The sequence below is a fragment of the Cupriavidus sp. WS genome (genome assembly GCF_000395345.1).
Classification (GTDB): domain Bacteria; phylum Pseudomonadota; class Gammaproteobacteria; order Burkholderiales; family Burkholderiaceae; genus Cupriavidus; species Cupriavidus basilensis_B.
In genome coordinates this window covers 1-13,750 of sequence record NZ_AQPL01000361.1, presented here as the reverse complement: position 1 = coordinate 13,750, position 13,750 = coordinate 1, and the positions used below count along the sequence as shown (strand labels likewise).

The window sequence follows — 13,750 nt, the reverse complement described above, 5'->3', positions numbered from 1 at the left end:
GGGCGCCGCCCCTCCCGGGCAGCGCCCGCCCGCTAATGTGACGATTTTATGACAATCCGCCGATCCCGCCAGTGCATTCCGGCCCGACGAACCGCCCGGCGGATGCGCGGGCGCGTCAGCCATCCGCGCGCCTGGCGCGTTCAGGTAGCGGCAGGCCGCCGTGCAGGGCACGGCGCCGCCAGTCCGGCCGGCCCCGCTCCCCTGTCGGCATCCCCCCATCGGTGCCCGGGCCAAAGCCAAGGAAAGCCAACGTGAATGCAAGCAACCGCGCCGTCATCCTGTTCCTGTGGGCGGCACTCTATTTCTGCTCGGGCTACGTCTCGCACCAGCTCAACGGGCCGTTCTACGCCACCGGCTACATCTGGCTGCCGGCCGGCGTGACCACGGCCGCGTTCATGCTGCGGCCGATGCCGCGCTGGCTGCCGGTCGGGCTGGCCTTCTTCGCCGCGCAACTGCTGCTGGGCTGGGTCGAGGGGCGCGACACGCTGCGCCTGGTTCTGTTCTCGCTCGACGAGATCGGCTTTGCCGCGCTCGGCGTGGCGCTGGTGCGGCGCGCGCAGTTCTCGCTCGAGGGGCTGGTGTTCGTGCGCGCGCTGCTGATCGCCGGCGTGGCCAGCAGCGCGGCCAGCGCGGCGGTGGGCGCGGCGTGGTTCCTGCTGCTGCAGGACGTGCCGTTCTGGCGCACCTGGCGCGTGTGGGCCGCGGCCGACCTGGTCGGCGTGCTGATCGTGCTGCCGGTGCTGGCGGGCTGGTCGCGCTTCCGCGCCGCGCGCTCGGGCGGCATGAGCCGCGCCGACTTCCTCTCCGGCCTGGGCGCCTTCGCGGCGCTGGCGCTGACCGCCTTCTTCATCTTCGACCACCGCATCCTGCTGCCGGTCCAAAGCGGCGTGGCCTTCGCGCTGACCTATATCCCGCTGTTCCTCGCCGCCGTGGTGACGCTGCTGTGGGGCGGCCGGGGCGGCTCGGTGGCGGTGGCCATCCTGGCGCTGTTCGTGCTCTACAACACCAGCCAGGGCGACGGCCCGTTCGCCGAGCGCTCGCTCAACCACGGCCGCTCGCTGCTGGAGGCGCAGCTCTACCTGGCCGTGGCCGCGCTGCTCACGCTGCTGATCAGCACGCTGCGCACCAGCCGCGAGCAGCTGCTGGCGCAATCGGCGCGCAGCCAGAACGACGTCAAGCTGGCGCTGGCCGCCAGCGCGCAGCTGGTCTACTGCCTCGACCCGCGCAGCGGCACGCTGCGCTGGAGCGGCGACCTCGCCGGCCTGCTGGGCGTGCGCGAGGACGCCTTCCGCAACCTCGACGACGTGCTGGCCCACGTGCACGACGACGACCGCGCGCAGGTGCGCGGGCGCTGGCTGCGCGAAAGCGACGGCGAGCAGCGCACCGACATGCTGTTCAAGCTGATGCTGCCGGCCGGCGGCAGCACCCTGGTGCTGGACATGAGCGGCCCGCTGCTCGACGGCGACGAGTCGGTCGCGGTGATCGCCGGCGCGTGGCGCCTGCAGCCCGCCGACGTGCTCGAGGAGCGCGACGCAGCATGACGGCACCCGCGGGCGGCGGCACCGGCGCGCTGCTCATCCACGGCCTGGGCGGCACCCAGTTCGACCTCGGCCCGATGCACAAGGCCCTGCGGCGCGCCGGGGTGGAGACCCACGCCGTGACGCTGCCCGGCCACGCCGGCAGCCCCGAGGACCTGGTGCCGGTGCGTGCCGAGCAATGGCTCGACGCGGTCGCGCAGGCCTACGACGAGCTGGCGCCGCAATACGAGACCTTCCACGTGCTGGGCATGTGCATGGGCGCGCTGCTGGCGCTGGCCGTGTGCGAGCGCCGCCAGCACCGCAAGGGCCGCCTGGTGATGCTGGCCGCGCCGGTCTACATCGACGGCTGGTCCACGCCGTGGTACCGCGCGCTGCGCCACGTGGTCTACCGCATCCCCATGCTGCCCGCGCGCATGCGCGTGGACGAGGACGAGCCGTTCGGCATCAAGAACGACCTGGTGCGCGCCATCGTCAAGGCCAAGTTCGAGCGCGGCGACAACTTCCACTACCGCTGGGTGCCGCTGTCCTGCATCCACCAGGTGGACCGGCTGCGCGGCTGGGTGCTGCGCGGCGCCGGCCGCATCGCCTGCCCCACGCTGGTGGTGCACGCGCGCGAGGACGAGCTCACCAGCGTGCGCTCGGCCGACTTCCTCGAAGCCACCGTGCCGGACGTGCGCAAGGTAGTGGTGGAGAACAGCTACCACATGATCTGCGTCGACAACGACCGCGAAGAGGTGGTTGCCAGCGTGCTGGCCTTCCTCGGCTTCGATCCCGAGCGCGCGCGCCGCCGCGCGCGCGCCACCGTGGAAGTGCCGATGAGCGGGGAAGCCGTCGCCGCGGTGGTCGGCGAATACCTGCAGGCGCTCACCAGCGGCCACTTCGAGGCGATCTTCCCGCTGCTCGAGCCCGGCGTGCGCTGGCGCCACCACGGCGAGCCGCCGCTGGCGGGCAGCTACGACGACCGCGACGCGGTGATCGCCATGTTCGCCCGGCTCGACGCGCTCGCGGGCAAGACCGTGCGCGTCGCCGTCGGCGCGCCGCCGCGCATCGACGGCGCCAGCGTCGAGATCGACCTGGAGGCCAGCTCGGTGATGGAAGGCGTGCCGCGCCACAGCCGCGGCACGCAGACCCTGCGCCTGCGCAACGGCCGCATCGCGGCGGTCACGTTCCGCCCCGCCGGCGCGATCGCCGCCGACGCCCCGGCCGCCGCGCAGTGAGCGGCGCGGCGCGCGGGCCGGCCCGCGCGCCTAGAACACCCGGCCCAGTTGCAGGTACAGGTTCCACACCCCCTGCGGCGCCGCGGCGAAACCGAAGTACAGGGGACCGATCGCGCTGTTGCCGCCGATGAACAGGCTGGCGCTGGACTTGTACGGCCCGTTGCCGAAATTCCTGCGCCGCAGCCACACGTCGCCGGCCTCCAGGCTCGCGCCCACCACCGTGCTGCGCAGCCCCGGCAGGATGAACTCGCGCAGGTCGTTCAGATAGGTCACGCGGCCGTACAGCAGGTAGTTGCCGGAGAACTGGTCCTGCGCGTAGGCCGAAAGATGCTGGAAGCCGCCCAGCGTGAAGCCCAGCCCGCCGCTGACGCTGTTGTCGCTGCGGTGGTCGCCGTAGGTGGTGGCCGCCTCGGCGGCCAGGTTCAGCGTGTGGCGGCCGTAGCTGGTGGCCCACAGCGCCTTGGCGTGGGCATCGTTGAAGCGGTTGTCGGCGCCGCCGAAGGCCAGCTCGTTGGTGGCCAGCAGGTAATAGCCGGTGCGCGGGAACAGCGGGTCGTCGAGCTGGTCGATGGTGAGCTGCGAGCGCACCGTGGGCTGGCGCACGCGCCCGTGCGGGAACAGCCGCCCGCTGCCCACCGGCAGGTTGTAGGCCGCCGAGTAGTTGACCTGCTGGTAGTTGATGCCGGTGCGGAACTCGCCCAGCCGGCCCAGCGGCACGCCCAGGTCCAGCCCCGCCACCGCGGTGTCGATCTGGTAGGCGGTGAGCGGCGTGGTGTTGCGGTTGGGCGCGCTGTCGCCGTAGAGGTCCACGCGCTTGCGGCCGTACTCCGCGTAGGGTGCCACGTAGAAGCCGAGCCGGTCGAACACCGGCTGGCGCAGCTCGGTGTGCAGCCGGGCCTGGTTGCTGCCGAGCACGATGTCGTTGCGCCACTCCAGCCCGCCCGGCGTGATCCACGGATAGCGGTGCCCCAGGTTCAGGTTGAAGCCGCCCTGCCCGTTGAAGGTGTTGGACACGCCGAAGCCGAACAGCAGGAACTGCGGCCCCCACGATTTCTGCTGCGCCTGCACCTTCAGCACGTTGGCGCCGTTCTCGCTGACCAGCTCCTGCGTCACGCTCTCGAAATCGCCCGAGGTGGACAACTGCGCCATCTCGCGGTTGAGCGCCACCGCGTCGTAGGTGTCGCCCTCCTTCACGCCCAGGTACTTGCGCACGAAGCTGGCCGGGATGCGGCCCTTCGAGTCGATCTGGATGGCGTCGATGCGCGCCGGCCCGGCCACCGTGCGGCTGCCCTGGCGCGCCGCCAGGTAGGTCTGCCAGGCGCCGTCGGGCAACGCCAGCGCCGCCAGCGCGGGCGCCGCCGCGCGCACCGCCGCCGCGCCGCCCTGGATGCCGTCGCTGGCGCGCGAGAAATCCGTGAACGACAGGTCGCCCAGTTGCGGCTCGATCAGCACGTCGCCGGGCTTGAGCCGCGCCTTCTGCGCGTCCACGTTCTGGTTCATCAGGATGGTGACCATCTGCTGCGTCACCGCCGCCGGCGAATCCAGCGTGGCGGGATCGTCCAGCGGCGAGCCCACGTTGACCGCGATGATCACGTCCGCGCCCATGTCGCGCGCCAGTTGCACCGGCAGGTTGCTGACCAGCCCGCCGTCGACCAGCACGCGCCCGCCCACGTCGATCGGCGCGAACAGGCCCGGCACCGCCACGCTGGCGCGGATCGCGCGCGGCAGCGAGCCGTGGTCCAGGATCACCGGCTTGCCGGTGCCGAGGTCGGTGGCGATGGTGCGGAACGGCGTCGGCAGCTTGTCGAACGAAGCGTCGGCCGGCAACTGCGCGGTCCAGTTCTGCAGCAGCGCCAGCAGGCGGTTGCCCTGCACCAGTCCGGTGGGCAGCTTGAGCTTGCCGCCGCCGTAGCCGGCCGAGATGCCGATCGGGTATTGCAGGTCGTCCTCGCGCTGCGCCTGCGGCAGCTCGGCGCGCTCGTTGCGGTCGAAGGCGATGTCGCTCAGGTTGATGTGCGACAGGCGCGCCTCCAGCTCGCCGGCCGGCAGCCCGCTGGCGTACAGCCCGCCCACCACCGCGCCCATGCTGGTCGCGGCCAGGCAGTCGATCGGCACGTGCATCTGCTCGAGCGCCTTGATCGCGCCGATATGCGCGTAGCCGCGCGCGCCGCCGCCGGACAGCACCAGGCACACGCGCGGGCGCTTGGCCGCGGCGCCGTGCCGCGCGTCTGGCTGCGTGCCTTGCTCCGCGGCCGCCTGCGCGGGCCGCGGCGCGGCCGCCAGCATCACCGCCAGCGCCAGCGCCAGCCGCAGCGCGGGAAAACCGTGTACCAGCGGCCACAGGCGACGGGCCACGCTTGAGAGAGAGCGGAACATGGAGGCAACGGAGGCGGAACGGGGCAGCAACGGGATGACCACAACATGCAAGACCGCTTGGCATGCGGCCCGGCGGCGCAACCCGCGCCGGTTCGGCGGGGGAAGGACGTCACGATAGGGCAATTGCCCCGCCTTGAACAGCGGCACGTGCACCGATGCCTGGCCGGCGGGCGCGTCCGCCCCGCGCCCGCCGCCTGCCCCGCCGCCCGTATCGCGAGCTATGGCGCGGGAGGCCGGCCATCGGCGGCAAGTGCGCGGCGCAGCACCGTGGGCGGCCCCGCGCCGCAATCGTATGCCGGATACAACAAGGACTGGCGGGAGGTTCCCGGCGCGCGGGGCAATGGCCGCGCCGGCGACGAACGGGTCGATCCCGGGGATATCGGGCGGCGGGCCGGACGCGTCACCGGCAGCAACTGCCGCGCGCGGTTCCACGCTTGACGAAACACCGTGGTGCCCATATGGTTCACGAAACCGAATACAAATTCGAAAACGGAGACATCATGCCCGCGTCATCTTCTGCCGCGCCCGCCGGCAAGCCCACCAAGGGGACCTCCGCGTTCCCCACCGTGGCGACCCCTTCGATCCTCCATCCGCCGCGCCAGCGCCGCGCCCGCGAGACCGAGCAGGCCCTGCTCGAAGCCGGCCGCGAACTGCTCGCGCAGCGCGACTTCTCCGCCGTGTCGGTGGCGCAGATCGCCTCGGCGTGCGAAGTGTCGGTCGGGGCTTTCTACGGGCGCTTCCGCGACAAGCAAGCGTTCTTCGAGTCACTGCGCACGCTGGTGATGCAGGAGACCGGCGAGTCCATCTCGCGCTATCTGCGCGTGGAGCGCTGGGACGACGTGCCGACCGACGTGCTGCTGGAAAAGGCGATGCGCTTCGTGGTGCTGGGCTGCCACGCCAACCGCGGCGTGATCAGGGCGTCGCTCAAGCACGCCTCGATCCGCCCCGAGGAATGGCTGCCGCACCGCGAAAGCGGCGAGGCGGTGGTCGAGCGCATGGTGGCGCTGCTGGTGCCGCGCCTGCCGCTGCCGCCGGCGCAGGCCGAGCTGCGCGTGCGTTTCGCCATGCAGTCCGTGTTCAGCATCGTGGTCAACGCCATCCTCAACGAGTCCGGCCCGCTGTCGCTGGACGACGAACGGCTGCCCGGCGAGATGACGCGCATGGTGGCCGCCTACCTGGCGCAGCCGGCCTGACCGGCGCGGTGGCGCGGCCGCCGCGGCATGCAGCGCGGAAATGACCGCTATGAATCCGGTGCGGCATGCCTTGGCCGCCGCCGGCTCCGTCCATACAATGGCTGCAACCCATGCGGCGCCCGGCGCGCCGCGTGCCCATTCCCGCCCCACCTGCGCCTCGCCGCATCACTCACCGCATCTCATGGCAACGCTTTTCCTGGTACGGCACGGCCAGGCGTCCTTCGGCGCCGCCAACTACGACTGCCTCTCCGCCACCGGCCGCCAGCAGGCGCGCTGGCTCGGCGAGTATTTCCGCGACCGCGGCGTCGCCTTCACGCGCGTGATCGCCGGCTCGCTGGTGCGCCAGCAGGACACCGCGCTGGAAATCCTGGCCGGCATGGGCACGCCCGGCGTGCCGCCCGGCACCGCGCCGCGGGCACCCGCCGAAGCGCTGGCCACGGTAGCGGAGGAAGCGCCCAGGGCGTGCGTGGAAACCCACCCCGGCCTCAACGAATACGACGGCGAGGCGCTCTACCGCAGCCATACCGCCGGACGCGACCACCGCGCCCACCAGAATGAGGACTACAACGATTACTGGCGCACCTTCCGCGCGGCCTACCAGGCCTGGACGCTGGACCAGCTCGCCGGCATGCCCGAGTCGTGGCGCGATTTCGGCGGGCGCATCCGCGCGGGCCTCGCGCACGCCACCGAAGGCGCCACGCGCGAGGACGCGCTGCTGGTGGTGAGTTCGGGCGGCGCCATCGGGCGCGCCGTGGCGGACCTGCTCGGCGCGCCGGCGCAGACCGCCATCGAGCTGAACCTGCAGTTCCGCAACACCGCCTTCTGCGAGATCATCGCCGGGCGCGGCACGCAGCGGCTGCTGAGCTTCAACAGCCTGCCGCACCTGGAGCGCGCGGACCGGCGGCAGGCGATCACGTTCGCGTAGCGGCGCACGGCGCCGCGCGGGCACCGTGCCATGCCGCGTCTCCTACAACCGCTCGACGATGGTCACGTTGGCCATGCCACCGCCCTCGCACATGGTCTGCAGGCCATAGCGCTTGCCATGCGCGTGCAGCGCATGCACCAGCGTGGTCATCAGCTTCGCGCCCGAGCCGCCGAGCGGATGGCCCAGCGCGATCGCGCCGCCGTGCACGTTCATGCGCGCCGGATCGGCGCCGGTGGCCTGCAGCCAGGCCAGCGGCACCGGCGCGAACGCCTCGTTGATCTCGAACAGGTCGATGTCGCCGATCTTCATGCCGGCCTTCTCCAGCGCGCGCAGCGTGGCGGGCAGCGGCGCTTCGAGCATGATGACGGGATCGTGCCCCAGCACCGACATGTGGTGGATGCGCGCGAGCGGCCTGGCGCCGAGCTTCTTCAGGCCGGCGTCGTTGACCACCATCAGGCCGGCGGCGCCGTCGCAGATCTGGCTGGCGCTGGCGGCGGTGACGGTGCCGCCTTCTTCGATCAGCTTGACGCTGCCGATCGATTCCAGGCTGGCCTCGAAGCGGATGCCTTCGTCCACCGTGTGCAGCTCGCCGCTGGCACTGCCGTCGGCGGCGCGCACGGCGACCGGCACGATCTCCTGGCTGAAGCGGCCGGCCTGGGTCGCGGCGATGGCGCGGCGGTGGCTTGCCAGCGCGTAGCGGTCGAGGTCGCCGCGCGTGAGGCCGTACTTGCGCGACATCATCTCGGCGCCGGTGAACTGGCTGAACTTCACGCCGGGATAGCGCTCCTGCATGGCCGGGCTCATCGAGGTGCCGAAACCGTTCTTGGCCGCCAGCGAGCCGGGCAGGCCCATCGGCACGCGCGTCATGCTTTCCACGCCGGCCGCGATGACGATGTCCATCGCGCCGGACATCACCGCCTGCGCGGCGAAGTGCAGCGCCTGCTGCGAGGAGCCGCACTGGCGGTCCACCGAGGTGCCGGGCACGCTCTCGGGCAGGCGCGAGGCCAGCACGGCGTTGCGCGCCACGTTGCCGGACTGCTCGCCGGCCTGGCCGACGCAGCCCATGATGACGTCGTCGACCAGCGCGGGATCGGCGCCGCTGCGCGCGACCAGCGCGTCCAGCACCTGCGCGGCGAGGTCCGCCGGATGCCAGCCCGCCAGCCTGCCGCCCTTGCGCCCGCCCGCGGTGCGCGCGGCCGCCACGATGTATGCCTCTGCCATGTGCTCTCCTCTTGTCGTTACAGGCAAACCCTGTTTATCCTGAGGCGGATTCTGGCGCGGGAGGCAGGAGCGTGGCGTCGTCGGAAGCGACGATTGCGCGGCGATCACGCGACGATCGTGCCGCGAACGCGGAGTCAGGCGCGCGGCGGCAGCACCGAAAAGATCGCCGTGGCGCGCAGCAGGCAGCGCTCGCCCGCCAGCAGGCGGCAACTGCCGAAGCGCAGCCGCGAGCCCATCTTGTCGAAGGTCACGTGCGCCTCCACCCAGTCGCCCACGCGCGCGGCGTCGAAATAGTCGAGGCTGAGGCTGGCCGTCACCGCCGGATGCTGGCGCCCGGCCTCGAGCATCATCATCATGCCGATGGCGGTGTCGGCCAGCGTCGCCAGCATGCCGCCGTGCGGGATGCCGAGCGGGTTCAGGTGCTGCGGCCCGATGCGCACGGCGACCACGCGGCGCGCGCGGTCCACGTAGATCTGGCCGAAGTGTTCGAGATAGCCGCTGGCGCCGCGCAATGCGACAAAGCCGGGCGGCACCGCTGCCGCATCGTCGTCGGCGGGTTCGTTGGCCTCTGCCATGAATGCTCCCGCTCAGGCCGCGAAATAGCGCGACGCCACGCCGAGCCGCTCGCGGCATTCGGCCACCATGCGCTCGATCAGCTCGGCGCAGCTCGGGATGTCGTCGATCAGCCCCACGCACTGGCCCGCGCTGATGATGCCGCCGTCGGTCTCGCCGGCGGCCAGCGCCGCCTTGCCGCGCGTCCCCGCCACCAGGTGCCTGACGTCCTCGAACTGCGCGCCGCCGGGCTGGCGCTCGATCGTCACTACCTCGTCGGAGATGGCGTTCTTGAGCACGCGCGCGGTGTTGTGCAGCGTGCGGAAGATCAGGTTGGTATCGCGCTCGGTCGCCTCCACCAGGGCCTGCTTGATGTTGTGGTGGATCGGCGCCTCGCGCGTGGCGCAGAAGCGCGTGCCCATGTTCACGCCCTCGGCGCCCAGCACCAGCGCCGCCGCCATGCCGCGCCCGTCGGCGATGCCGCCCGAGGCGATCACCGGGATGCCGAGCCGGCGCGCCGCCAGCGGGATCAGCACCATGCCGGGCACGTCGTCCTCGCCGGGATGGCCCGCGCACTCGAAGCCGTCGATCGACACCGCGTCCACGCCCAGCCGCTCGGCCGACAGCGCGTGGCGAATCGCCACGCACTTGTGGATCACCTTGATGCCCGCCGCCTTGGCCCGCGCGATGTGCTCCTTCGGGTTGTTGCCGGCGGTCTCCAGCACCTTGACGCCGCTCTCGATCACCACGTCGAGGTAGCGCGCATACGGCGGCGGGTTGATCGACGGCAGCAGCGTCAGGTTGACGCCGAACGGCTGGTCGGTCAGCTCGCGGCAGCGGCGGATCTCGGCGGCCAGCGCCTCCGGCGTGGGCTGGGTCAGCGCGGTGAGCACGCCAAGGCCGCCCGCGTTCGACACGGCGGCGGCCATTTCGGCGTAGCCTACCCACTGCATGCCGCCCTGGATGATCGGGTAGCGGGTGCCCAGCAATTCGGTGATGCGCGTCTTCATGATGTCTCTGTCTTCCTTCTCGTTTCCTGTTTCCCCGTCGTTGCCGGCGTCCGGCCTGGCGCGTCATGCGTGCGCCGCCGATGCCGCCAGGCGACCTGGCGCCAGTCTACGGCGCCGGGCCGCGGCCCGCCTCGTCGGATGCGACGATTGCAGACGCATGATTCTGCACTACCTTGTCAGCAGCCAGTTCAGCAGCCAGTTCACCCGCCACTTCCACCAACCCTTCCGCGCAACCAGCACAACCAGGCGCAGCCAAGGCCAGCCATGAGCACTCCCGTTCCCAGCTTCGAGACCCTGCAATACGCCGTCGAGCAAGGCGTCGCCACCATCACCCTGCACCGCCCCGACCGGCTCAACGCCTTCACCCCCAGGATGATGGAGGAACTGATCGCCGCCTTCGACGCCACCGACGCCGACGACGACGTGCGCGCCGTCATCGTGACCGGCTCCGGGCGCGCCTTCTGCGCCGGCGCCGACCTGGCCTCGGGCGGCGCCACCTTCGACTACGAGAAGCGCTACGGCACCGGCAAGGGCAGCGCGCACCGCGACGGCGGCGGGCGCGTGACGCTGCGCATCTTCCGCAGCCTCAAGCCGGTGATCGCCGCCGTCAACGGCGCGGCGGTCGGGATCGGCGTGACCATGCAGTTGCCGATGGACATCCGCCTGGCCTCGACCGACGCGCGCTTCGGCTTCGTGTTCGCGCGCCGCGGCATCACGCCGGAAGCGGCTTCGTCATGGTTCCTGTCGCGCGTGGTGGGCATCTCCACCGCGCTGGAATGGTGCTACACCGGCCGCGTGTTCGGCGCGCAGGAAGCGCTCGAGCGCGGGCTGGTGCGCTCGCTGCACGCGCCCGAGGACCTGCTGCCGGCCGCCCGCGCGCTGGCGCGCGAGATCGCCGACAACGCCGCGCCGGTCTCGGTGGCGATCTCGCGCCAGATGATCTGGCGCATGGCCGGCGCCAGCCACCCGATGGAAGCGCACAAGCTCGACAGCCGCGCGATCCAGTCGCGCGGGCAGTCGGCCGACGTCAAGGAAGGCGTCGACGCCTTCCTGGAAAAGCGCCCGGCCAGCTTCCCCGAGCGCGTCTCGCGCGACATGCCGGACTTCTACGACTGGGGCAGCGAGCCGCCCTTCATCTGAAACGCGCCACGCGCGCCATCCACGCGCGCCATCCACATTCCACGGGAGTCCAGCGTGAACGTCAGTACCGCAGTCCAGACCCGCAGATCGGTGCGCGGCTTCCTTGCCACGCCGGTGGACCCGGGCATCATCCGCGAGGTGCTGGAGCAGGCCGCGCGGGCGCCCTCGGGCGGCAACCTGCAGCCGTGGCACGTCCACGTGGTGGGCGGCGAGCCGCTCGCGCGGCTCAAGGCCACCATGCGCGAGCGCATCGCCAGCCAGCCCGGCGGCGAAGGCACCGAGTACGACATCTACCCGCGCGAGCTGGTCTCGCCCTACCGCGAGCGCCGCTTCCAGGTCGGCGAAGACCTCTACCGCTGCCTCGGCATCCCGCGCGAGGACAAGCGCGCGCGCATCACCCAGTTCGCCAGCAACTTCACCTTCTTCGGCGCGCCGCTGGCGCTGTTCTGCAGCGTGGACCGCCGCATGGGCCCGCCGCAGTGGTCGGACCTCGGCATGTACCTGCAGACCGTGATGCTGCTGCTGCGCGAGCACGGCCTGCACAGTTGCGCGCAGGAATGCTGGGCGATGTACCCGCGGACCATCGGCGAATTCCTCTCGCTGCCCGAACAGCGCATGCTGTTCAGCGGCATGGCCATCGGCCACGAAGACCCCGAAGCGCCGGCCAACCGGTTGCGCGCGGCGCGCGCGCCGCTGGCCGAGTTCGCGCAGTTCATGGGGATCTGACGGCGGCGCGGCGCTCCCTGCCGGAGGCGCCGCGCCGGCCGCTCAATGGAAGAACGTCGCCACGCTCAGCGCGGTGCGGTAGATGCCCCACGCCAGCGGCACGCACACCGCGGCCCAGGCCAGCCACGTCACGACACCGCCAGCCTGGCCGCCGCTGCGCGCCGACGCGGTTGCGCTGCCGGCCGCGCCGCGGTCGTGGGCGAGGCGCTTTTCCTCGGCCAGCTCGGCCTCGGTCATGAAGTACCTGGCGTCCACCGGGCGCACCAGCAGGTTGCACACCAGGCCGATGGCCAGCATGCCGACCAGGATGTACATGGTCTGGTTGTAGACCTGCTCGCGCGGCAGGCCGAGGCCGAGCTGGTAGTCGCGCATGTAGTTGACCACCACCGGGCCGAGGATGCCCGCCGTGGCCCACGCGGTCAGCAGGCGGCCGTGGATGGCGCCGACCATCTGCGTGCCGAACAGGTCGGCCAGGTAGGCCGGCACCGTGGCGAAGCCGCCGCCGTACATGCTGACGATGACGCAGACCGCGCCCACGAACAGCAGCTTCTGGCCGCTGGCCGCCAGCGTCGGGATGCTGGCGTACAGCAGGCCGCCGAGCACGAAGAACACCATGTAGGTCATCTTGCGGCCGAGCCTGTCGGACAGGCTGGCCCAGACGAAGCGCCCGCCGATGTTGAACAGGCTCAGCAGCGCGGTGAAGCCCGCCGCGACCACGGCGATGGCGGCGAGCTGGCTCTTGCCGAGCTCGCCGAAGCGCGCGGACACGCCGATCAGGCTGCCGCCGAAGACTTCCTGCAGCATCGGGCTGGCCATGCCGATCACGCCGATGCCGGCCGACACGTTCATGCACAGCACCATCCACACCAGCCAGAACTGCGGGATGCCCCACACGCGCTTCACGTGCACGTGGTGCGGGGTGATCATGACGTTGGCGCGGCTGGCCGGCGCGGTCCAGCCGGCCGGCGTCCAGCCGGTGGGCGGCACGCGGTAGGCCAGCGCGCCGCCCATCATGAACACGAAGTAGACCACCGCCATCACGGTGAAGGTCTGCGCCACGCCCACGCTGGTGGGCGAGGCGAACTTCGCCATCAGCTCGGCCGCCAGCGGCGAGCCGATCATGGCGCCGCCGCCGAAGCCCATGATGGCCATGCCGGTGGCCATGCCGCGCTTGTCCGGGAACCACTTGATGAGCGTGCTGACCGGCGAGATGTAGCCCAGCCCGAGGCCGATGCCGCCGATCACGCCCGAGCCCAGCAGCATCAGCCAGAACTGGTGCATCTGGATGCCGAGCGCGGAGATCAGCATGCCGCCGCACCAGCACAGCGCGCTGACCACGCCGGCCTTGCGCGGGCCGGCGCGTTCCAGCCAGCCGCCCCAGATCGCCGCGGAGCTGCCCAGCAGCACGAAGAACAGCGTGTACATCCAGCCCAGCGTGGAGACCTTCCAGTCGCAGCCGGTGACGAACAGTTCCTGCAGGAAGCCGACGTCGGCGCCGCAGCGCAGCGGCTCGGCGATGCCGATGGCGCGCGACAGCGGCAGCCAGAACACCGAGAAGCCGTAGGCCATGCCGATGCAGAGGTGGATCGCCAGCGCCGCGGGGGGCACCAGCCAGCGGTTGAAGCCGGGGGCGGCGACGATCCGCTCCTTGGACAGGAACGGCGTGCGCGCCTGCCCCGCGAGCGCGTCCGCGCTGAGGTCTGGGGACATCCCTTTCTCCTTTCTTTGTTTTGTTTGTTTTGTCTGTTGTTTTTCTGCCGGGATGCCGCCCGCCCACACGCCGGTGGTACGCGAGCCTTCCCCGTGCTGCGCGGCCCGCCGGGCACCGACGCGAGCGGGCGGCGCGGGGGGG

General features: G+C 71.6%; 11 protein-coding genes. 6 read left to right on the top strand and 5 right to left on the bottom strand.

The features are described from left to right. The first annotated feature begins 251 nt into the window (after positions 1-251). Positions 252-1,541 (top strand): MASE1 domain-containing protein, encoded by a 1,290-nt coding sequence (locus K206_RS0126445; protein ID WP_020205390.1) that lies wholly within the window; start codon positions 252-254, stop codon positions 1,539-1,541. Further along, complete coding sequence (locus K206_RS0126440; RefSeq protein WP_020205389.1) at positions 1,538-2,755, top strand: alpha/beta fold hydrolase; 1,218 nt, start codon at positions 1,538-1,540, stop codon at positions 2,753-2,755. Before K206_RS0126445 ends, K206_RS0126440 begins: the two co-directional genes overlap by 4 nt. Positions 2,756-2,785: 30 nt before the next feature. Here the strand turns inward: K206_RS0126440 and K206_RS0126435 are convergent, their stop codons facing one another. Further along, a complete protein-coding gene (locus K206_RS0126435) occupies positions 2,786-5,131 on the bottom strand; it encodes a patatin-like phospholipase family protein (protein WP_081651515.1) in 2,346 nt (781 codons plus the stop codon). A 500-nt stretch (positions 5,132-5,631) separates the two neighbouring features. On the opposite strand from K206_RS0126435, the gene K206_RS0126430 reads away from it, so the two are divergent. Both K206_RS0126430 and K206_RS0126425 read left to right on the top strand, forming a co-directional pair. Continuing rightward, positions 5,632-6,324 carry a TetR/AcrR family transcriptional regulator gene (locus K206_RS0126430; protein ID WP_029044120.1) on the top strand — a complete coding sequence of 231 codons (693 nt, stop codon included), beginning with the start codon at positions 5,632-5,634 and terminating at the stop codon, positions 6,322-6,324. A gap of 181 nt (positions 6,325-6,505) precedes the next feature. After that, positions 6,506-7,249 (top strand): histidine phosphatase family protein, encoded by a 744-nt coding sequence (locus K206_RS0126425; RefSeq protein ID WP_020205386.1) that lies wholly within the window; start codon positions 6,506-6,508, stop codon positions 7,247-7,249. Between the two features lie 42 nt (positions 7,250-7,291). On the opposite strand, the gene K206_RS0126420 is transcribed toward K206_RS0126425, so the two are convergent. The 3 genes from K206_RS0126420 to K206_RS0126410 all read right to left on the bottom strand — a co-directional run bounded on the left by K206_RS0126420 (position 7,292) and on the right by K206_RS0126410 (position 10,032). Further along, on the bottom strand, positions 7,292-8,470 hold the full coding sequence (locus K206_RS0126420; RefSeq protein ID WP_020205385.1) for an acetyl-CoA C-acetyltransferase: 1,179 nt from the start codon (positions 8,468-8,470) through the stop codon (positions 7,292-7,294). A 134-nt stretch (positions 8,471-8,604) separates the two neighbouring features. Further along, positions 8,605-9,045, bottom strand: coding sequence for a PaaI family thioesterase (locus K206_RS0126415; RefSeq protein WP_020205384.1), 441 nt, complete (start codon positions 9,043-9,045; stop codon positions 8,605-8,607). A 12-nt stretch (positions 9,046-9,057) separates the two neighbouring features. After that, a complete protein-coding gene (locus K206_RS0126410) occupies positions 9,058-10,032 on the bottom strand; it encodes a nitronate monooxygenase family protein (protein WP_020205383.1) in 975 nt (324 codons plus the stop codon). Between the two features lie 264 nt (positions 10,033-10,296). Between K206_RS0126410 and K206_RS0126405 the strand changes: the two genes are divergently transcribed. After that, positions 10,297-11,172: a crotonase/enoyl-CoA hydratase family protein gene (locus K206_RS0126405; protein WP_020205382.1), complete on the top strand. Its 876-nt coding sequence runs from the start codon at positions 10,297-10,299 to the stop codon at positions 11,170-11,172. 54 nt (positions 11,173-11,226) lie between these two features. Further along, on the top strand, positions 11,227-11,898 hold the full coding sequence (locus tag K206_RS0126400; protein ID WP_029044119.1) for a nitroreductase: 672 nt from the start codon (positions 11,227-11,229) through the stop codon (positions 11,896-11,898). A gap of 42 nt (positions 11,899-11,940) precedes the next feature. On the opposite strand, the gene K206_RS0126395 is transcribed toward K206_RS0126400, so the two are convergent. After that, positions 11,941-13,608 carry an OFA family MFS transporter gene (locus tag K206_RS0126395; protein WP_020205380.1) on the bottom strand — a complete coding sequence of 556 codons (1,668 nt, stop codon included), beginning with the start codon at positions 13,606-13,608 and terminating at the stop codon, positions 11,941-11,943. Positions 13,609-13,750 lie beyond the last annotated feature (142 nt).